The 20466-nt window shown below is 54.2% G+C and carries 19 protein-coding genes; 6 read left to right on the top strand and 13 right to left on the bottom strand.

Annotated elements, in window-relative coordinates; genetic code table 11:
- Positions 1-33: 33 nt before the first annotated feature.
- The 3 genes from B5F94_RS07960 to B5F94_RS07970 are packed head-to-tail and all read right to left on the bottom strand — an operon-like array spanning position 34 to position 2905.
- On the bottom strand, positions 34-1014 hold the full coding sequence (locus B5F94_RS07960; RefSeq protein ID WP_087329230.1) for an ATP-grasp domain-containing protein: 981 nt from the start codon (positions 1012-1014) through the stop codon (positions 34-36).
- Positions 1014-1679: a sugar transferase gene (locus B5F94_RS07965; protein ID WP_204247478.1), complete on the bottom strand. Its 666-nt coding sequence runs from the start codon at positions 1677-1679 to the stop codon at positions 1014-1016. The genes B5F94_RS07960 and B5F94_RS07965 overlap by 1 nt, the downstream gene beginning before the upstream one ends.
- Positions 1679-2905: a DegT/DnrJ/EryC1/StrS family aminotransferase gene (locus B5F94_RS07970; protein WP_087329234.1), complete on the bottom strand. Its 1227-nt coding sequence runs from the start codon at positions 2903-2905 to the stop codon at positions 1679-1681. The genes B5F94_RS07965 and B5F94_RS07970 overlap by 1 nt, the downstream gene beginning before the upstream one ends.
- 577 nt (positions 2906-3482) lie before the next feature.
- Between B5F94_RS07970 and B5F94_RS07975 the strand changes: the two genes are divergently transcribed.
- Both B5F94_RS07975 and B5F94_RS07980 read left to right on the top strand, forming a co-directional pair.
- Positions 3483-5024 (top strand): phage tail sheath family protein, encoded by a 1542-nt coding sequence (locus B5F94_RS07975; protein ID WP_087329236.1) that lies wholly within the window; start codon positions 3483-3485, stop codon positions 5022-5024.
- Positions 5025-5035: 11 nt separating this feature from the next.
- Positions 5036-5461, top strand: a complete 426-nt coding sequence (locus tag B5F94_RS07980) for a phage tail protein (RefSeq protein ID WP_242965629.1) — start codon at positions 5036-5038, stop codon at positions 5459-5461.
- A 73-nt stretch (positions 5462-5534) separates the two neighbouring features.
- On the opposite strand, the gene B5F94_RS07985 is transcribed toward B5F94_RS07980, so the two are convergent.
- From B5F94_RS07985 to B5F94_RS07995, 3 genes are all read right to left on the bottom strand, one after another.
- A complete protein-coding gene (locus B5F94_RS07985) occupies positions 5535-7001 on the bottom strand; it encodes a recombinase family protein (RefSeq protein WP_087329238.1) in 1467 nt (488 codons plus the stop codon).
- Between the two features lie 109 nt (positions 7002-7110).
- The gene (locus tag B5F94_RS07990; protein WP_143383262.1) at positions 7111-8859 is read right to left on the bottom strand and encodes a DUF927 domain-containing protein; all 1749 of its coding nucleotides are present in this window, start codon (positions 8857-8859) and stop codon (positions 7111-7113) included.
- Entirely contained in the window at positions 8802-9158 is a 357-nt protein-coding gene (locus B5F94_RS07995; RefSeq protein WP_087272358.1) for a hypothetical protein, read from the bottom strand. The genes B5F94_RS07990 and B5F94_RS07995 overlap by 58 nt, the downstream gene beginning before the upstream one ends.
- 352 nt (positions 9159-9510) lie before the next feature.
- Here B5F94_RS07995 and B5F94_RS08000 point away from each other — a divergent pair, with 352 nt between their 5' ends.
- A complete protein-coding gene (locus B5F94_RS08000) occupies positions 9511-11388 on the top strand; it encodes a hypothetical protein (RefSeq protein ID WP_087329242.1) in 1878 nt (625 codons plus the stop codon).
- A 1-nt stretch (position 11389) separates the two neighbouring features.
- Here B5F94_RS08000 and B5F94_RS08005 read toward each other — a convergent pair whose 3' ends face one another.
- The gene (locus tag B5F94_RS08005; RefSeq protein WP_087329244.1) at positions 11390-12007 is read right to left on the bottom strand and encodes a recombinase family protein; all 618 of its coding nucleotides are present in this window, start codon (positions 12005-12007) and stop codon (positions 11390-11392) included.
- Positions 12008-12128: 121 nt separating this feature from the next.
- Here B5F94_RS08005 and B5F94_RS08010 point away from each other — a divergent pair, with 121 nt between their 5' ends.
- Entirely contained in the window at positions 12129-12785 is a 657-nt protein-coding gene (locus B5F94_RS08010; RefSeq protein WP_087329246.1) for an HI0074 family nucleotidyltransferase substrate-binding subunit, read from the top strand.
- A 102-nt stretch (positions 12786-12887) separates the two neighbouring features.
- Here B5F94_RS08010 and B5F94_RS08015 read toward each other — a convergent pair whose 3' ends face one another.
- From B5F94_RS08015 to B5F94_RS08040, 6 genes are all read right to left on the bottom strand, one after another.
- Positions 12888-13805 carry a class II glutamine amidotransferase gene (locus B5F94_RS08015; RefSeq protein ID WP_087329248.1) on the bottom strand — a complete coding sequence of 306 codons (918 nt, stop codon included), beginning with the start codon at positions 13803-13805 and terminating at the stop codon, positions 12888-12890.
- Positions 13805-14917 (bottom strand): amidoligase family protein, encoded by a 1113-nt coding sequence (locus tag B5F94_RS08020; RefSeq protein ID WP_087329250.1) that lies wholly within the window; start codon positions 14915-14917, stop codon positions 13805-13807. The genes B5F94_RS08015 and B5F94_RS08020 overlap by 1 nt, the downstream gene beginning before the upstream one ends.
- Before the next feature lie 72 nt (positions 14918-14989).
- A complete protein-coding gene (locus tag B5F94_RS08025; RefSeq protein WP_087329252.1) occupies positions 14990-15247 on the bottom strand; it encodes a hypothetical protein in 258 nt (85 codons plus the stop codon).
- Positions 15244-15576 carry a DUF3846 domain-containing protein gene (locus B5F94_RS08030; RefSeq protein ID WP_204247474.1) on the bottom strand — a complete coding sequence of 111 codons (333 nt, stop codon included), beginning with the start codon at positions 15574-15576 and terminating at the stop codon, positions 15244-15246. Before B5F94_RS08030 ends, B5F94_RS08025 begins: the two co-directional genes overlap by 4 nt.
- 101 nt (positions 15577-15677) lie before the next feature.
- A complete protein-coding gene (locus B5F94_RS08035) occupies positions 15678-18317 on the bottom strand; it encodes an ECF transporter S component (RefSeq protein ID WP_087329254.1) in 2640 nt (879 codons plus the stop codon).
- A gap of 140 nt (positions 18318-18457) precedes the next feature.
- On the bottom strand, positions 18458-19297 hold the full coding sequence (locus tag B5F94_RS08040) for a TIM barrel protein (protein ID WP_242965631.1): 840 nt from the start codon (positions 19295-19297) through the stop codon (positions 18458-18460).
- 186 nt (positions 19298-19483) lie between these two features.
- On the opposite strand from B5F94_RS08040, the gene B5F94_RS08045 reads away from it, so the two are divergent.
- Together B5F94_RS08045 and B5F94_RS08050 are read left to right on the top strand one after the other, a co-directional pair.
- On the top strand, positions 19484-20122 hold the full coding sequence (locus B5F94_RS08045; RefSeq protein WP_242965634.1) for a baseplate J/gp47 family protein: 639 nt from the start codon (positions 19484-19486) through the stop codon (positions 20120-20122).
- A partial coding sequence (locus B5F94_RS08050) for a putative phage tail protein (protein ID WP_143383263.1) occupies positions 20122-20466 on the top strand: 345 nt, incomplete at its 3' end. The genes B5F94_RS08045 and B5F94_RS08050, both read left to right, overlap by 1 nt.

A 20466-nucleotide genomic window follows, 5' to 3' on the forward strand; every position in this document is an offset into this window, starting at 1 on the left:
TCATATTTTACAATGCATTAAAGGCAACACCTTTCATCTTTCAGCTAATTCTCCTGTTTTTTTTATTACAACACTATCATACATCATCATGACCACATCATCTTCATAATCTCCAAAACTCGGCTCATTGGCTATTCCATGCAAATTATTCTCAATCAATTTAATAAAGTCAACACCGGCACCATAGGCGTGCAAATATGCTCCGCCAAATCTAGGATTTACTTCAGAAAGAAAATATTGTCCATTGCGATAAAAGAAATCCATATCAACCGGGCCATTAAACTGAAGTGTCTTGACAATTTGAGATATAAAATCAAATAGCTTCTCGTCTTTAAAAGATATAGTTTTACTTGCTCCACCAATGCGAGTCTCGACTTTTTTCTTTGCGAACACTGATACGGCTTCATGTGTAATAGTATCAATATACACATCTGCATCCAGATCCAAGCAATCCATGAATTCCTGCACAATGAGGCTAGGATCTTCCTTCATAGACTCAGTAAGCTCTTCATAACTATATACTTTTCTTGCTCCGACACTTCCACTGCCCTCCCTGGGTTTTACAAAAACAGGAAAAGACACCTTCTTCTCTCTAAATGCTTCGTCAAACTCTTGTAGTGTTCCCCATGTTGTAACGGTAGGAATACCACTTTTCAATAAATGCTGATACATCAAATACTTATTAAAGCAAATTTTTGCAGTTTCTTTATATGGTGCTAATACTTCAACGCCCACCGCTACAAACCTATCTCTATTCAATGCAAGAATTTCAATTTCAGGATCAATGAAAGTTGTTACTGCATCAATAGATTCCCGTTTACATATATCTAATATTATATCAACATATGCTGGATCATCAATTCGTGGAACAAGATACTGTTTATCTGCAAAATACAGTGCTGGTGCATATGGGCTCAAATCAGTTGCAATAATTCTTGATTCTTTGCTAATTGACTTTCTAAAATTCTTTAAAAGTTCACCACGTCTTCCGACGCTTAACATTAAGTAATTCATTATAGTATCTCCTCTCTTGTCCCCAAAAACTCTTCCATAGTAGCAGAGGTCTCAGAGCTAATTCCCTCCCGCTTGACAAAGGCCTTCATGACTGTACTAAAAATAATGTGGACATCCCCTAAAAACGTAATGTGGTCCACATATTCTACATCCAGTTTAAATTTCTCTTCCCACGACACGGTATTTCTTCCGTTTACCTGGGCATAACCGGACAATCCCGGACGCACCTCATGCCGGCGGTGCTGCTCCTTATTATAACGAGGCAGGTACTTTACCAGGAGAGGTCTGGGACCAATCACGCTCATATCCCCCTTGAGGATATTGAACGCCTCGGGAAGCTCGTCCAAGCTGGTAGCGCGCAGCAGTTTTCCAAATTTGGTCAGCCGAACATCATCGGGCAGCAGGTTGCCATGCTCATCTCGCGCATCTGTCATGGTGCGAAATTTATACAGCTTAAAGATCTTTTCATCCTTTCCGGGCCGATCCTGGGTAAACAGCACTGGGCTGCCCAGCTTGACCCGCACCAGGATGGCCACAATGAGGTACAGCCAGCAAAACACAATAATGGCAGCCAAAGCGCAAAAAATATCAATGGGCCGCTTAAAGAATCGCTCATAAGGGCCGTAAGGCTTATGCTTAGTCTTCAATCTTCTTTCCTCCTTGATCACACAAAGCAGCTGCGGATCATCTCAATAATGGCATCCTGCTCCTCAACCGTCATCTTATTGTCGCTGGGCAGGCACAGTCCTCGCTGGAAGATATCCGCACCCACATCTTCCACACCGCCGGCAATGTAGGCGTTGGTGCGCGCCCGGCCATTCCCCTGCCGGGTCACAAAGCCGTTCATCCGATAGATGGGCTGCATATGCATGGGCTTCCAGATGGGACGGCCCTCGGCATTATACTTAGCCAGTGTTTCCAGAATCTCTGTAGGACAGCTCTTGCCGGGTTCGCTGATATACAGAGCATCCGTCTCACCCCTCACCTGGCGGCACATGGCCTCCCGGTCGATCAGCAAGCAGGACAGCCAGAAGTTGGGCTCAGAGTTCTCCCCATCGTAGGGATTCATGGTAACAGGCAGATCCTTCAGCCCCTCCTGATAGCGCATATAAATGGCTTTCTTCTGGGCAATATGCTCCTCCAGGTGCGGATACTGGCCCCGCACAACACCGGCGATCACGTTGCTCATGCGGTAGTTGTAGCCCAGTTCCTCATGCTGGTACCAAGGAGCATTCTCCCGGCTCTGGGTGGACCACTTCCGCGCCTTGTTGGCCGCCTCCAGATCATCAGTCAACAGCATACCACCGGAGCTGCCGGTGATAATCTTGTTCCCATTAAAGGAAATCGCGTTATACATACCAAACGTTCCGGTCTGTACCCCTTTATAAGTAGCGCCCAGAGATTCGGCAGCATCCTCAATCAACACCGCTCCATGAGCATCGCAGATGGCGCGAATCTCGTCCAGCTTGGCCGGCGTGCCATACAGGTTGGCCACCACCACCACTTTGGTCTGTGGATAAAGCTCAAAGGCCTTTTCCAGCGCCACCGGGTCCATATTCCAGGTATCCCGCTCGGTGTCGATAAAGACCGGTACACCGCCCTCATATACCACCGGGTTGACTGTAGCCCCAAACGTCATGTCAGAGCAAAACACCGTATCACCGGGCTTTACTCCAGCCAGCTTTACACACAGATGAAGGGCGGCCGTTCCTGCCGAAAGCGCTACAGCATACTTGCATCCCACCTTTTCGCAGGTCAGCCGCTCCACTTCATTGATATTCTCTCCAACTGTAGACATCCAGTTGCTCTCATAGGCCTGGGTCACATAGTTCAGTTCTTCCCCGTGCATGGTAGGGGTGGAAAGCCAAACTTTTTTCTCAAAAGGCTTCATTTATCCTCTCTCCTGTAAAACAATAGTTGTGCACAGCAAATCGGCCCACAGCTCATAGATGGCAGTGGGTCGGTTTCTTATGTCGATTCTGTTTTTATGCATGAAAATAAGGCTTACTGCACCTTGCTCAGGAGTCTCTTTCAGCAGCCGTCTCATACACCCAAATCCGACCAAAACACTTACAGAAATACCACCTGCGACAATATGTATCTTCCTAATTATACCGATATTGTATTCGCCTTGCAATATTCTAAAGATAAAAAAACAGCAAGAAAAGTCTCACTTTTTACACAAACAGATGATTAAATGTAGCCCCTCACTTCCTTTTTTATCCTCGTTTTATTTTACTGTTGGGTTTAGCTAACTACCAATATCCTCTGAATATTTTTGATCGCTTATTTATGACCAGCTAAATCGCCAAAATTCGACCGCGTACAGAGGTCACATGGTGTCAAGCGGAGATAGCAGCTCAGAAAATGATTGTCAATATTTCTCGACCGGATTATAATGGAAACAACTATAAATGCAGGATAGCAGTGTCTCTATTCCGGTGTGTGCGTAGAAAGAAGGGACACATATGGCAGAATATCTGACTTGGGGTGCCACGCTCATGGGGGGTGTCGGCACCAGTACCGCGGGATTTATCGGTCTGGCGGAAAAGGGACCCACTGCGGGAACTCCTGTGCTCATTACCAGCTTTGCCGAATACCAGCGCCGGTTCGGCTCCTATCTCTCTCCTCAGCGGTACGGCAGCAACCGGTTCCTTCCCAATGCGGTAGAGCACTTCTTTACCAACGGAGGCAACACCTGCTATGTAATGCGGGTGGTACCCGAGGACAGCACCCGGGCAACGGTCACCCAGGGCCGCTTTACCTTTACCGCCAAGGATCCCGGTGAATGGGGCAACCAGCTGAGCATTGTAATAACAGCCGACAGCAAGAGCAAAAGCCAGGTTCAGTCGGTGGCCGGCAAAGCGGATGACGCCTGCACCGCGGAGCTCCCCGTCCTGAACGTCGTGGTGAGTCACGGCAGCATGACCGAAACCTATTCCGGCTGCACCCTCAATCCAGACTCTTCCGACTACTTGATAACCCGGCTGCAGCTATCCCAGCTGGTGACGGTAACGGCGGAGCCGGCAGATCAGAGCCAGAAGGACAGCCAGAGCGCCTCCCTGGCCAGTCTGGGCGAAACGGACAACAGTCTGACCCTCCAACTGTCCGGCGGCACTGACGGAACCCTGCCCCATCCAGCCGCCAGTCTGTATAAGGGAAGCGCCGCCATCCCCGGCCAGCCCACCGGTCTGGCCGCCTTTACCGAGCTGTTCGATGTGAATATCATGGCCATTCCCGGTGTGACCGACCAGGACGTGCAGGCCGCCCTTATCGCCCACTGCGAGACCATGGGCAATCGTCTGGCAGTGTTGGACACCCCCCAGGACAAGGTGAATATCGCCAGTCTGACAGCCTTCCGCGGCGTTTATGACAGCTCCTATGCCGCCATGTATGCCCCCTGGATCAAGGTGTTTGACCCCCTGTGCAACCAGTCCGTTCTCCAGCCCCCCTCCGGCGCTGTGTGCGGCATCTATGCCCGCAGCGATACCCAGCGCGGGGTGCACAAGGCCCCGGCAAACGAGGTGGTGCGGGGCTGTACCGGTCTAAGCGCCAACTACAATACCGCTGAGCAGGCCAAGCTCAACCCCATCGGTATTAACCTGATCCGCTCCATTCCCGGCCAGGGCACCCGGTTATGGGGCGCCCGCACCTGCTCCAACGACGGCAAATGGAAGTACGTCAACGTGCGGCGTCTCTTCTTCTTTCTGGAGCAGTCCATCCGGGCCCATACCAACTGGGTGGCCTCTGAGCTCAACGACGAGAGCCTGTGGACCAGGGTAAAGGGCACCATCACCATGTTCCTGGAGGCCCAGCGCCGCAACGGATCCCTGGCCGGTTCCATGCCGGACCAGGCCTACTATGTCAACGTAGGCACCGATACCATGACTCAGAACGATATTCTCAACGGGCAGCTCATCTGTGAGATTGGTGTGGCTCCGGTGCGCCCGTCTGAATTTGTGGTCTTCCGCATCACCCAGCGCACCCAAATCAACACCCAGCACTGCTGAGGAGGAATAAAATGATGGCGTATATTATCTCTCCATTCAAAAAATACAACTATAGGGTAACCATTGACGAGACAGAGGAGGCCGGATTTTCCGAAGTCTCCTCCCCCGACATTGCCGCCGACCCCATGGAGTACCGGCAGATGAATCCGGCACGCAAGACCCCCGGCATTCTGAAGTATTCCAACGTCACCCTGAAGCGTGGTACCACCGACTCCCTGGCCTTTATAAACTGGATGACCGAAGTGCAAAACAACACTATCAACCGCAAAACGGTTGTGATCACCCTGGTGGACGACGAGGGGAAGGTCTCCGCGTCCTGGCAGCTGAAAAAGGCCTGGCCCACCAAGTACACCGCCCCAGACTTCAACTCCACCAGCAAGGAGGTAGCCATCGAAAGCCTGGAGCTGGTGTGTGAGGGTATTACCCGTACCATGTAAGATGCGTGGAGCCCCCACTCCAGGCAGACAAAAAATCAGAGGGTATAAGATGTCCTGCTTTACACAGGGACACTTATACCCTCCAGATTACCTCCGCCTTCTCGCCGGACAGGCGGATCTCCCCTATGAACTGGGCTGCTACCAGTTTTTTCTGCTCGAAGGTCAGAGGACCAAATCTCAGATGCTCCGGCTTTGCCCTCGACGCCTTATGCAGCTTGCTCTGACGTTCCAGCAATTCCCCCCGCTGCCTCTCCAGCTTTTCAATGGTCCGGTTGATGTAGGGCATGGTCAAATCGCTGCTCTCGGCCAGCGCGGATATGAGCCGTTCGATTTTCTGATCGATCTGTGCCAGAGCCTGGGCCGCCCCCCGGTCCTCTGCCGGACCGGCTTCCGTATCCGGACATTCCGCCAGCAGCTTTTCCAGCTCCGCTTCCACACAGGCCTCCAGCTCCCGAAGATCCACCCGGATGGATGCGTCACAAAGACCCAGGTTGGAACGCCCGCTGCAGATCAGATAATATTTATCTCTGTCCCGGTTTACTTTGACGCTGTACCCGCAGCAGCCGCATTTCAGCAGTCCGGACAGCCAGGTGTGCTTTCCACGGCCTGCACCGCCCAGCTGCCGGTTGGCGTCCAGCTTGTACTGGCATTGGAGCCACAGGGCGGACGGGATCAGCCCGTAATGGGTGGACAGGGAAAAGTGCTGCTCTTTCAGGTCCTGGTACTTGCCGGCACTCCGGTCCCGCTTGCCCACCACCATGCCGGCGTGGAGACCGTCGAACTCCTCCAGCCGGTTGGCGAAATTGAGTCCCTTCCCTTGATAGTAGAGGTAGACATCCTCGTCTGCCATGACATATACCGGACTATGTAAAATCCGGGACAAGGATACGTTGTCCCACACGGCCCGTTTTGGAGCCGGGATACCGTCCGCATTCAGAGCCCGGGCCACACTGCCCAGGCTTGCTCCCTCCATGGCATAGTCCTGAAAGATCCGCTCCACCACGGGCGCCTGTTCATTGGGCAGCAGGCCGGGGAGCAGGTTTCCATCCGGCCCCGGCAGCTTGCCGATCTCAAACCCATAGGGTGCGGGACCGCCGGGCCAGGCGCCCAGCCTGGCCCGCTGATAATAGTTATCCCGCACCCGCTGGGCGGTAGTCTCCCGCTCCAGTTGGGCAAAGACCATGATGATGTTCAGCATGGCCCGCCCCATGGGAGTGGAAGTATCGAAGGTCTCATTGATGGAGACAAACTCCACGCCGTGCCGCTTCAAGAGCTCCCACAGCCGCCCGAAGTCGGCAATGGAGCGGGAGAACCGGTCCAGCCGGTAGACAATGATCTTTTGGATCCGGCCCCGTTCCACATCCTCCATCATGCGTTGGAAGGCCGGGCGATTGGTATTCTTGCCGGAATATCCCTTATCCTGATAGATCTGGACCTCTTCCCCCGCCTTTTGACGGCACAGATCAATCTGCCCCTGGATAGAGAGGCTGTCCGCTTTGTCCACGGACTGCCGGGCATAGATCGCGTCCAGAGCGGACACCTCCTTTTATCCCGTGATGTAAAAGCCGCTCCTTTAAATTGCCCGCCGCCTGCGCAATGCCGCGATGCAGGCACGGTAGACTTCCAGCAGGGCAGCGATGCGCTGGTCCTCAGAACCCTCTGAATGTGGATGCAGATGTACTACTTTCAAAACCATTCCCTCCTGTCTCAAATAATGCCGCTTTTTCCAGCTGGTCCAGCCGGATATGGTACACTCTGTGGAATCCTTGCGCCGGCTTCACGGTGTTGGCCTTGTCACTCTCGTGTGTGACCAGCACCCCGGCAAGCTTTAGCGCTCTCCCTATCCTATTCCGGTTGATCCCCCGATATCCATTCTGCACCGAGATGAACCATTCTGCCACGCCGGGCGGGAGAAACAGGTCCTGACCTCGGATAACAGCATAGCCCTCCTCCAGCTTTTTCAGTTTTTGGTGCACAGGAATTATTTTTTTCTGGATTCCCTTCCATAACAGACATGGGATGGATTCCTTGATAATGGCGGATTCGATGCGGTCAAGGATCTGCTTTTGCTTTTTGTTCCATATCTTGAGTGTCCGGTCAAAGAACCTGATTGTCTCTTTGTAGCAGGTTTCGTCTGTCGCCCCCGTCTCTACTGCAAAGCGCATGAAACGCTCAAAGGCCCACTGCAGGCAGAACTGCCCGGTAGCCAACCGATCCAGCCGCTTGTTTTCTGTTGTGGCTTGGTAACGCTCCCGCAGCAGCTGTGCCTCCTGCTCATACCGGGGAAGAAACCATTCCAGAAAGGCTGACAAAGCCCCTGCGGCAATGATGCGGTCATCCGTCCGCCCGCCTTTCATGGGATGGTCCAGGGATACAATAATACAACGGGTCACATCCGAAACCGTCTGCATATCAAACTCCGCGGTGATGGCTACCCCAGCCTCAGTGGAAGGAAACATCCCGTGTTCGCCCGCTTTGGTCCGTACGGCGCCTTTGTTAGAGGCCTCCCGGATGACTTGCGCGCCGGTTTGCAACCGCTTGCGCTGAGAATCCTTTCCCGTTGAGAGGCACAGATCGTCCAGCACGACAGGCAGATCCCGGGCCGCCCGCAGGTTTTCCCGAAAGCCAGCCATGGTGCTGCCCGCTTCGGTAATCAGCGCAGGACGGCCGGTATTGTCCTGGTCGTACACTGCGAAAAAGCGCTTTACAGTTTCTGTTTTTCCCAGCCCAGACCGTCCGCTGATGTAGAGCACACTGGCCAGCGGGATCCCGCACTCCAGAACCAGGCTCTGGAGTGCGGTCAGAATTCCAAATGCGAACACAGGGGTGGTAACGAATGGGTCGTTGGCCTGGAGGCGCTCCAGCAGTTCCTCTGCCTGCCGTCCTGACTCATACCGGGCTGGCTCCAAGTGCAGGCGGGCAATATCCTGTGAAAAGATTGCGTCTACCTCACATCCTCCGATCACCCGGTTCCCGGCTACGAATACGGCCCCCTTTTCCAACCGGTGCAGCCCCGTCTGGCAAAATGCCAGCCCCCCTGTGTTCCTTTGAAGATATTCTGACAGACGTTCAGAGAGGCAGGCGGACAGGCTATCCCGGTAACGGCGCTGGTAGAGGCAGAGATCGGGATGCCGCTTCAGAAACTCCAGCTTGCCGATGCACTCCGCCGGAACCCGCTCCTGATAGCAACCTGCATCCGAGCGCAAATGAAGGTCAATGAATGCCAGCGCGCCACAGTTGGGCCCATCTGCCCATCGATAGATCTGGGCGACCGCAACCTCAAAATTACATAGCCGTTTACCGTCACGATATATTCCCATACCACTCATAAAATTACCTCCTAATCGGGGAGAAGTTTGCGGCGCAAACAAATAATCTCGCCCTTGCTCCAGACCCACGCTCTGTTGTCCGCTGTAGATTCCCTGGACCGCTCCAGCAGCTCGCACAGCCTCTGATTGGCGCGGTCCATCCCGGCTATAGCCTGGTAAAGAACCGGGATCAGCTCCTGGTTGATTTCAGCGTTGTTCGATGCCTTCTTTTCCTTCTTCACCTTCCTTTTCTTCTTCGCCTTCTTTTTCCGCTTTTTTGTTTGCTTAAATTCTGTCATCGTCCCCCACTCGACGCCGGGCCGCATTACCTTCGCATCTGAACTGGCTGATGTAGTAGTCTGCTTCTCTGTCGTAAAACCTTTGAACATAGCATCTGCTCCTTTCTGTTTGATCCACCCCAATTGTATCGAATTTCCCCCAAAAGCTCGAATTTGCAAACATGAGCACATAAAACTAAAAATTGTTTCATTTTTCTCTATATAATTGCATTTTTCATTTCTTTAGACTCTTTATAGCGACTCACTTATCATTTGGTATTTATTGGAACATCGTTGCGTTTCTTTTTTATTTTCCCGTATCGTAATTAAATCGGCTCTTAATGGCGCATTTGCAAACAGGAGATCATAAAAACGAAACATTTTTTATGTAAAAATATTTTCTTTTTTTAAGTTGCATATTCCGGCAGTCGCTATATGTGCAGCAGAGGTTAGGATGGGTTTTATGGCAATGAGAAGACTAACACCGTCGGCCAGGGCACAGACAATGCTGAATAATACGCTAATTCCTCAAACGGATTCTCGCTACAAAAAGGTCTATGCTCTGATCCGTAACTTTCCCAAACAAATCAAGCAGAAGGCTCCGTTACGTGATAAATTACTTTCTTTTGAACGATGGTCGAGAGATTGTACAAACAGTTCATTTGAGGAGCAGATTGATGCATATCTCACTTTCTTAAGTGAAGACGGGATCCTTTATGCTGATGACAGAGAACGTCTTGTTACGTCAGAAAATAATTTGGCCTATCACAATATGGACTGTTACGCCAATACAAAACTCAGAGAACATTTTTCCAAGCGATATTGCTATTCCAAAACAAAAGAGATCCTGCGCGAGATGAATGTCAAAATGGATCCTGACATAGTCAGAAATATAGATTATGTTACCAGGACATGGCATTCCATACGGAATATATATCCTGATATCCCCCTCAAATGGGCACTGGAAATGGTTGTAAATTTAGTCAAGCAGTGTAACGCGCAGCACAAAACTGTCAGCGAAGTATTTCGGCGCGACAAAGAGGAAAGGTACTATCTCTTTGACAAGGATGCCAGGACCGTATTAAACCAGTTTATGGAAGAGCCGCTTACTGATATCCAGTATGAATCCGCGGTACGTCTCTGGCTCCCCGGTTATCTGGCTGCCGAGTATTGGTGGGCTCGCATCACAAGCAGAGCACCCAAATATTATCCTGATATCAACGAAACGATCTGGCGGCGATATCAAGAGATGCGTCGAGCAAAAACAGTCTTAAAAAAAGCTGTCCTTCCCAATCTTCGCTTGACCCAACTGGTCAAACTGAAAGCTATAATAGAACATCTTTTGCAGCAGGGCTTTTGCTTTGATCACGATGAAAGTCAACCCGAACTCTCCCAGCCGCTGCCGCTCTTTATAAGAAATCAGTTAAAAAAGTCTCTCAGATCTTCAAATCATGCAAATAAAGAGGACTTTGCGCATACCTGTGAGATCGCCACGCTTCTCTTTCAACAATTATCTGATATTGATAAGCAGCAGGACACAGGGTACCAAATCTCTGCACTTGTCTGGTTTCTCTATCTGACCAAAGGGCGGCATCTACTTGCAGACACAAAATGGGATCAGTGCATCCGCGGATTTGATCTTTCACAGCTCAATTTTGGGGAGCAAAACCTTAATAATTATCGTGAACTTCTTACTGCACTGCAGTGTGTAGTCCCTACTGATGAAATATCCTGTGCCCTACAACGGGAACTCTTCCTAATACTGACAAACTATCCTTTGAATCAGATTCAGGATCCAGAATTTTTAGAATTACCTGTGATGAAAGCCTACCAAGCCGTTTGCTTATATGCAGACAAACAAATCTCTTTCGATCCAGCCATCTTGAAGTCATATCCCTGGTTTTGGCCGCAGAGAAAAGAATACAACAAAAGGGGCTGCGTTAAGATCCATTTGCAGATACGAGACTGGCTCATGACTCATCAAAATTTTCTTGCAAAAGAACAGAGGGCGTTGAAAAGAAGGGTTCTACGCAAAGCCGCCGAACAAGAGGCAGATGCCCAAGCGCGTAAGGCCCTGTATGTGAACACGCTGCGCGAAATGAGCACACTCTCAGAAAAGCGTTTTCCCGGTGAAGACTATCTGCTTCACCGAGAGAATCCGGCAATGCGTATTGCAAACTTCCGTTTGCCAGATAACCTTCCTGATGTCAGCAATCAAGATATGCAAAATTATCTTCGCCCTTGTATCGTAGAATATCTGGCGTTATCATTGCTGCGGGAAACACTTGCCGAGAAACTTAAATCTGAATTGGAAGTTATTTTGCAGCGCCAAATCAAGTAAGCTATCCAGAAAATCCGGGAAATCCGGGATATCCGGGATATCCGGGGTTTTTCCCGGATTTCTTTTTAGAGCCAATCCATTTTATGCGCCGGTAAAAGGTCGCCTTGCTCATCCCCAGTTTCTTCATAGCCTGTACAGCTGTGATGTGGCCGGCGCGCCATTGATCGACTACAGCATCAAGATCAGCCGGCTGAATGGGCTTTCGCCCCTTGTATTTCCCCTGAGTCTTGGCAATCTCAATGCCCTCCCGCTGGCGCTGGAGGAGGTACGCCCGCTCCAGCTCGGCCACCGCACCAAACACGGTAAGCATGAATTTTCCGGTGGGCGTGGCGGTGTCGATGGCCTCCTTCTGGGAGATAAAGACCACCTCCTTGACGGCCAGCTGCTCCACCAGCTCCAGCAGATCTTTCGTGTTGCGGGCGAAGCGGCTGATGGACTCCACGATGACGGTATCTCCCCGGCGAACGAAGGACATCATCTCTTTCAGCTGAGGCCGCTCAGCGTTTTTGCCGCTCATCTTATCGATATAGATCTGGTCCACTCCCAGCGTCTCCATCAGCACCTCCTGGCGCAGGGTATTTTGTTCCTGGGTACTTACTCTGATATATCCGATTTTCATAGTGGGATCGTTCTCCCTTCAACATGATCTCTGTTTTATTCTGTGGTATACTTTTCTTGTATTGTTGTGTGCGCTTGTCTGTGCTAAGATAGAGGAGCACAAACGCAGAGGAGGGGGCCGGATGGATCGCCTGATAAAAGAGATGAAAGCGGTAGCGGAGCGCTATCATGCCCAGCGGCTGTGCCTGTTTGGCTCCCGGGCCAGAGGTGATTTTCGCCCGGACAGCGACTACGACTTTGCCCTCTGGGGAGTCCCGGCTGCCTGTCAGCCTCAACTGCTGAATGCTGTGGATGACCTTCCCAGCCTCCATAAGGTCGATGTGGTCTTTGTGGATGACCGCACATCCCAGGCGCTGTTAGATAACGTGAAAAAGGACGGAGTGATCCTGATGGACAAGTTTACAATCAAACGGGCGAATTTTGAGAGTGCCCTGCTTCGTCTGAAGGAGGGGCTTGCAGGATACGAGGGCGCCTCCGATCCGCAGCTGGCCCGGGATGGCATCATCCAGCGATTTGAGTTCACCTGTGAGTTGGCCTGGAAAACCACCAGGGAGTGGCTGCTGGACCAGGGCCATGTGGATCTGAACAGCCCCAAGGCGGTGATGCGGCAGGCCTTTGCGGACGGCCTGATCTCCGACAGCGACGGATGGATCGGCCTGCTCAACGACCGCAACATGACCTCCCATATTTACGATGAGAACACCGCCGACCAGATTTTCCGGCGGATCCAGACCTGCTACCTGTCCCTCTTTGAAGGGCTGCTGGAAAAGCTGATTTGAATGAGCGGAGTCCCAATAGGGTGTGCCGGACAACTGAGACGTCTCAAATGTCCGAAACCGACCCTATTGGGACTCTTTTTTACCGTCTCACAGGGGTATACCCTAACGATATTCCTGCCAGCCGGGGATGCCGTACAGCGCCTCCTCGATCTCATCGGTGGAATACCCGGCCTCCAGCAGCTCGTCGATGTCCTCCGGCGTATAGCCCAGCGCGGAGGCGATGTTCTTGAGGGTACGCAGATAGCTCCGGTCCGGCTGATACGAGCGGGCGCAGGGATGCCATGGGCGATAGACAGGATAGGTCATCATGAACTGTCCCGCCGTGGTTAGGCCATGCTTATCCCATCTCAGGATCTCCCCGTCAGAGACCGGTACCTCCCGGAAGGGCTCCCCGGCCAGCCAGGTGCGGTTTACTGCCTGATGCAGAATGGCCAGGGTTGAGGCGTAGATGTACAGCCCCAGCCGCGGGTAATGCCAGATGGTCAGTGGGTTATCCCCCTTCACCAGATACAGCCGGTCTTTATGGTCAAGCACCGTAAACACAAAGGAGCCCTCCACCGTCTCAGCCATCTTGCTCAGGCTGTCCGGTGTGAGGGCTCCCTGTTGTTCCAGCAGCTGCACCGCTACATAACTGTCCGTTTGAATATTTGTCTGAGGCAGCTTCTTGCTCTTGCGCAGGCTCTTGTCGTTGTACAGCACCCCATTGTGGGCTAAGGCAAAGTGCAGCCTGCCCACCTTCCCGGCAAAGGGATGATTGTTCTGGGGATATTTTGCATCCCCCTGGGTCGTCATGCGGGTATGGCCCATCACCACTCTGGCGTCTCCTGGTACGAAGAAGCGGTGCTTGCGGGCGGGACCGGGGCCTTTGCAGATCTGGAGCCTGCCGCCGCTGTTGTATGCGATGCCGGCGGCGTCCGTCCCCCGGACCTCGCTCTCAGCCGCCAGTGCCCGGATAAGCCTGGTCTTTTGCTTACCGGTGAGACTTCCGTTGTTGTCCATGATTCCAAACAAACAGCACATCAGGATTCCTCCTCGCTTTCCACAGGCTCGTTCACATAGAGCCGCCGTTCTTTCAGGTACTGCACCAGCTCCGGCTGCTGACAGCCGGATACAAAGGTAGTCCAGGCCATGCCTTTCAGCTCTTCATCAGACAGATGCACCGCTGCATCACAGATGCGGTCGATCAATTCCAAGGTAGCCAGAATGGTGTTGGTTTTCAGGGTGCCCCGGAACATCCGGAACTCCACCGTATCCGGGTTTTGCAGATTGACGCAGGTATACCGTCCCCCGTGGTAGCCCTTCTTGGCAAAGTCCAGAATGTCCATGGGGTGCTCTTTGTAGCCGTACCGGGCGGCCCATCGCTCCAGCTGCCGCTGGGTGCGGCGGCTGAACTTCAGCAGCTCCTCCCAGTGTTTCTCAAAGAAGTAGAGCACCCGGGCAATGGCCTGGTCCTGCTCCTGCTGGGTAGGCCCGAAGGCCGCCCGGCTCACATGGATGTGGAGCCCGCAGGTGCTGGCCCGGTGGCTGCGGTAGCCCAGGGAGAGGGCCTTCCGGCAAACATCCTCCCAGGGCATAGCGTGAAGCTGCCAGTCCAGGGACAAAGGATGGGTCACCAGCTCCAGGCCGTCGTCCAGGGAACCGTCGTGTTTGATGTACATCAGAGGATACCCGGCGTTAGCGATATCCAGTAGCGCCCGGGCGCTGTCCGGATCCTCGCCGCCCTGATCCAGCTCCAGTTCCACACCGAAAAACCGGGGCCCCTCTCCCTGGAAGATGGGCTCCGGTTTGTAATAATAATCGTGGATGGGCTTGTCCCGGGACAGGGTATGGAAGCAGTCCAGGCAGTAGGGCCGCTCGTCAAATTCGTCCGACTCTTCGTAATAGGCCCCGGTCTCTCTCACCAGAGCACCGCAGCGGCAGCAGCGGACATAGTGGTCGTCAAAGCAGTCCTGGCACAGTGGAGTGTCAGTGGTGCCTGCGTTGTCACTCTCCCAGATCCGCTCGCCGCAATAGCTGCAGAACAGGGTGTGGTTGTCCAGGCATTGAGCGCACAGCTCCTGGCCATCGAAATGGTAGAGCTGCCCGGTTGGCAGAGAAGCGCCGCAGAGTTCGCAGGTGTGCAGTTCTTTCATGGTAATTCCTCCTTAAAACGCAAAAAAGCCCCGGGGCTTTCCCCGAGGCCATCGTAGCTTATAGTATACAGCTCAGAGTTCAGTCGGTCCGGAAGGGGGAAAGAGGTCCAGAGCCAGCAGAATGGCCACCCGGACTCCCTCCCGAAAGGCCCCCTCCACGGAAGCCGTCTCCCGCTTCACAAAGACATCCTCCAACCTGTCCAGCAGATCGGCCGCCTCCCGGTCCAGCTGTTTGCGCAGTTCCTCCGACAAGACTATCATCTCCTCTGAGCATTGGGTGTACACCGGCTCCCCGTAGCGGAAGCCGTCCTCCATAAGCCGCTCCATCATAGGTAAATCTCCGGCCGGGCGAAGCGGCGGCGGTACCGCTCCAGCTGCTCCGGCGACAGGCCCTCAAAGTCCTCGCTGTCCGGCGGGGCAGCGCACAGAAAGAAGGTACCTGCGATGATGTCGTAGATCTCCCCGCTGTCCAGCCGCAGGCAGCGATTGAGAGGCAGTCCCACCAGCTTGCCCTCCTCGTGACAGATGAGGGCAACCGGCTCTTCGAAGGGGTAGACCGCCTGGATGGGGCCGCCTACCGCCTGCTGCATGGCTTCCAGGGTGTTGTCCAGTTCTGCCGCCCGGGGCGGCTCCAGGGGTGCGACCAGCAATACATTCATAACCATACCTCCAGATAAAAGGATAGCCCAGGAAGCATATGCTCCCTGGGCTTCATGGGTATAGTATATAGCTGTGTGGCTGCCGATTCCGGAATATGTATTTACTCCACCAGGCCATATTTGACCTTAATGCGGTCCAGCTTCTCCAGCATCGGTTCTGCCGCAAACCAGAGAAACAGCCAAGTGGCCACAGCATGGATACAATCAAAAGGCATACCGGTAACATAGTAGCTCAGCAGAATGCCGCCCGTCAGTTCCCGGTTGGCTGTCAGAGCGGAGGCCGCGTTCATAACGCCGCCGTAAATCAGGATGGCGCAGAGGGCGCCAAAGACACACAGAGATCCCCGCGTGCGCATCAGCAGTCCCTTGCGGAACAGAATGCCCGCCAGAAAGCCGATGATGCCCATTGCGAACATTTGCCACGGGGTCAGCGGTCCCTGCCCGAACATCATATTGGAGGCCAACATGGTCATGGCGCCCACCAGGAAACCGGTCTCTCCTCCAAAGGCCACCCCTGCAATGATGGTCACCGCCATCACCGGTTTGAATTGGGGCAGCATGAAGAAGAACGCCCGCCCTGCCACAGCAATGGCACACAGCACCGCGATGATGACCAACTCCCGGGCCTGGGGTTTCCGGCCTTCAAAGATCAGGAAAAAGGGCAGCATCGTCTCCAATAAAATTAGCAGAGAAATGAAGTAATACTTCTTACCGCCCAGATAAGTAATGCCCACAAAAAGCGTTACAGGGATAAGCAGCACAATCAGGATCGTTGCCACCAGTGTGCGTTTTGTCAGCTTGCGCTGTTCCTTTGGTGTCTGCCGCAAATAGTCCGGCCGGTGACTGCGGCGGGTGATAGCTGCGGCAAACACCAATAGGGAAATACAAAATATGGAGTACAGCGCCAACTGGTCACCAGCCAGAGCAGTCAATCCCTCTGCATTGACCAGCGCAGTCAAATTCCCTACACCAAGAAAGGAAAGAAATAAAAGCAGCGATACAGCACCAGACATTGCCGCCAGAAGTTTCCGCCACCACGGCAGTTTTTTGGGCTTTCCTGCCGCGCTTACTTCTGCTGGCTCCGGCAGGGGCGGGATGTCATCCGACAACTCCGGTACAGGCGGCAGTTTCCCGCCGCACAGAACGATCACATCCTCCGGTGTAATGGCCTCAGGCTCCTGATCCCGTGCCATACGGTTGGCAGAGGTCGTATAAAAGCTGTTCCCCGAAAAAAAGGCACGGGGCGTCCCTTCCGACACGGTACCTCCATCAAAAAACAGTGCACAGCGGTGAGCATAGCGGGCGCAGAATCCAATATCATGGCTGACCATCAGGATTGTAACGCCCCGCCGCAAAAGCACCTGCAAAATTTCCGCAAAAACCTGTTTGAACTCTGCGTCCAACCCCTTGGTTGGTTCGTCCATCAGAAGAATATCAGGATCCAGCAACAGGACTTTTGCCAATGCCGCCCGCTGCTGCTCTCCGCCGGACAGGTCATAAGGATGATGCTCCAGCAGCCCCTCCAGCCGGCACAGGGCCACCACACGGGCAATGCGCTCTGCCTTTTCCTCTTTGCTGCCGTTCAGGATCTCCGCCAGATCTTCCTGAACTGTTTTTTTCACGAAGAGGGTCTGAGGATTCTGAGGCAAAACGCCAATCGTTCCCTGATGGGTTACCGTTCCCCGATAGGGTTTCAAAAGTCCGGCCAGCAGCTTCAGCGATGTGGATTTCCCGGCGCCGTTTCCACCCATAAGCGCATAGAACTCGCCCCTTTTTAGGGTGAGGTTCAGTCCCCGCACCACATCGGGGCTGTCTTTCTCATACTTGAACCACAACTCCGACGCCTCTAGTACAGCGCCATCCGGGTAGACCCGAGATGGCTCTGGCGGCAGCGGACAGGGCGGATGCTCCACGCTGTAGGCCGTCAGCCAGTCCCGTCCCTCCCGAACTGTAACCGGGCATATCCCTTCCTGTTCCACCGCTGCCCACACCCGCATCGCAGTGGGCATGGCCAGGAACATGGTGTGCCCGCTGGCTCGCAGGGCTGTGCCCACTTCGGCAGGCGTACCGCTGCACAGCAGCTTCCCCTCCTCCATGACGGCCACCCGGGTGGCCAGCGGAAACGCATCTTCCAAACGATGCTCCGTCAGAAGGATGGTCGTGCCCAGCTCCCGGTTGATGCGTCCAAGGGTAGCCAGAAAGTCCGATGCTGCAATGGGGTCCAGCTGGGAGGTGGGTTCGTCCAGAATCAGAACCGAGGGCTGCATAGCCATAACGGAGGCCAGATTGAGCAGCTGCTTCTGTCCGCCGGACAGCTCCGTTACATTTTTATAGAACCAGTTCTCGATACCGAAAAAGGCGGCCATCTCCGCCACCCGCTGGCGGATCACCGGCGTCTCATAGCCAAGGCTCTCCAGCCCGAAGGCCAGCTCATGCCAGACCTTGTCGGTGACAATCTGGTTGTCCGGACTCTGCTGGACAAAGCCGATGCACTCCGTCTGCTGCCGCTGGTCCATGCTGTCAAGCGGCTGTCCTTCAAAAAGAATGGTGCCGCTCCGGCGGCCATGAGGGGCAAGCACCGTTTTCAGCTGCCGCAACAGCGTGGACTTTCCGCAGCCGGAGGGGCCGCAGAGCACCAGAAATTCTCCCCGCCGGACCGTCAGACTCATGTCTTGCAGAATGGCCCCGGACTGCTCCGGATAGGAAAAGCAAAGATGTTCAATTACAAAGGTGTCTGTCATGGAATATTCTCTCTCTTCCGCAGCAGGGCCCGTTGGACCGCTACCGCTTGTGCCCGCTCCCTTCTGGTACGGGATGTCAATTCATGGGTGAGCCAGGTGGGCTGAATCCGCTCCAGCACGGGCAATATAGCTGGATCCGTCTAGGGCTGGTGCTGATCGATCCGGAGGATATGGTCGTAGTTGACAGCAAACCGCTGCCGGAATTCCTCCGGCCATTGTTCCGGCAGCCGGCCGGTATGACGTTTGACATAGCGCCCGCTGAGAGACTGATGGAAATGGACACCGCGAATCATAGCGCCCAGCTCGCCGTGCCGGTCCAGCATGGCGCTGATATAGGCAGCTCCCTCACTTTGGCTTCGCAGCTCGGTACAGCAGTTCATCAGATGTCCGGTATCCAACAGGATACCCATATTGGCATAGCGGATGCCATCCAGTAACCGCTGGGTCTGGCTGGGCTCGGTGAAGGTAAAGCCGGGCCACCACTGGTTTTCCACCAGAACTGCAAAGGGCCACTGTTTTCCCGGCAGCAGCTCGTTTATGAGCTCCAGAGCGGCGTCAATGACCTGATTGTCGGTGTGGGAAAAGCGATAGGTAAAGCACTCCTGCATGGAGACGTCCGATACATGAAACACCACATATTGGGCGCCCAGGCGCTTTGCGCGCTCCAGATCCTGCCGGTACTGCCGCAGCAGTGTCTCCTGATCCAGCCCGCCATATACAGCAGCGGCTCGCTCCAATGAGCCGTACTTCTCCTGCAGTGCTGGCCAGTTCCCGTTCCAGAGATCCACCCAGTCCTGGAAAAAAAGCAGATGGTATCCCTGTACCAGCCCGGCCGGCAGATCCTCCGGAATGGCTTCTCCGCCCCATATAGCCTCAATGCCGTCACAGCCCAGGGTATGTACCTCCTGCTGCAAATCTGCCCAGTCCTGATACTCCCCCAGCACGTCGGAACAGAGGGGCAAACTCATACTCTGTATCATTTTGCAGCCTCCTCACGATGCAGCGCACGCCACACATGATCTGCATGGATGTTGATTGCCACCGGCGTCAGGCACAGGCCGGCCCAGCAGATCAGAATGCACCCTGTCATGGGTGTCAGCGGCGCGCCTTTTATGGTTGGATAATACAATATCGGCCCAGGTACCATTGTCAATACGTTTGTCAGCCTGCCCGGGTTATCTGCCTATACCAATGAGCAGGCTTCCGGCGGTACGGATCAGGAGAGCGACACGGCCCTGCTGCAACGCATCCAGGAGCGCCGGCAGAAGCCTGTCAACGGGACAAACGGATGGCAATATCGGGCGTGGGCCATGTCTGTGCCGGGCGTTGGAGACGCCAAGGTGGTTGAGCTGGCAGAGGGGGCCGGCACCGTGGGCGTGACCCTGGTAGACAGCACGATGGCCCCGGCCTCCCCGGAGATCGTGGAGGAATGCCAGACGCTCATCGATGCCCAGCGGCCCATTGGCGCCGTGGTTTCCGTATCCGCCCCGGCGGCGCTGACGCTGGATGTGACTGCTGTGGTTGTGATCACGGCAACTGCCTCTGCTGAGGTGGTTGAGGAGGCCTTCCGGGTGCGCTTGGGGGAGTACCTGTCCAGCCTGATCCGGGAGAAATACGGCGTGATCTACTACACTCCGGGCGATGACAAGGCTTATACCGTGATCTACAACCGGGTTCTGGCACTGCTGCTGACAGTCGATGGCGTGATCAACGCCACATCGCTCACAGTCAATGGTGGAACGGCTGATATCACGGTGCAGCCCAACCAGGTCCCGGTGGTGGGTACTGTGGAGGTGACCGCCTGATGGACCGATACGATCTGATGCTCCAGCTCCCTGACCTTTACCGCAGCATCCCTTTTGCGGAGCTCCAGCGTGTGCTGGGTGAGATCTGCCGACGAGCGGGGGAGGATCTGGACGTTACCCTTGCCCAGCTATGGCCTCAGACCGCCAGCGGATGGGGCCTGGAGCTGTGGGAGACAGCCTACGGCATCCCGGTGGACCTGTCCAAGGACGAAGCATTCCGCCGGGCCAGGGTGATCTCCAAGCTGCGGGGACAGGGAACACCCACGGTGGAACTGATCCAGGCGGTGGCTGCCTCTTTTGCAAACGGTCAGGTCGAGGTGGTGGAGCATCAGGACACCTATTGC

The sequence above is a fragment of the Flavonifractor sp. An4 genome, from assembly GCF_002161755.1.
Classification (GTDB): Bacteria; Bacillota; Clostridia; order Oscillospirales; family Oscillospiraceae; genus Flavonifractor; species Flavonifractor avicola.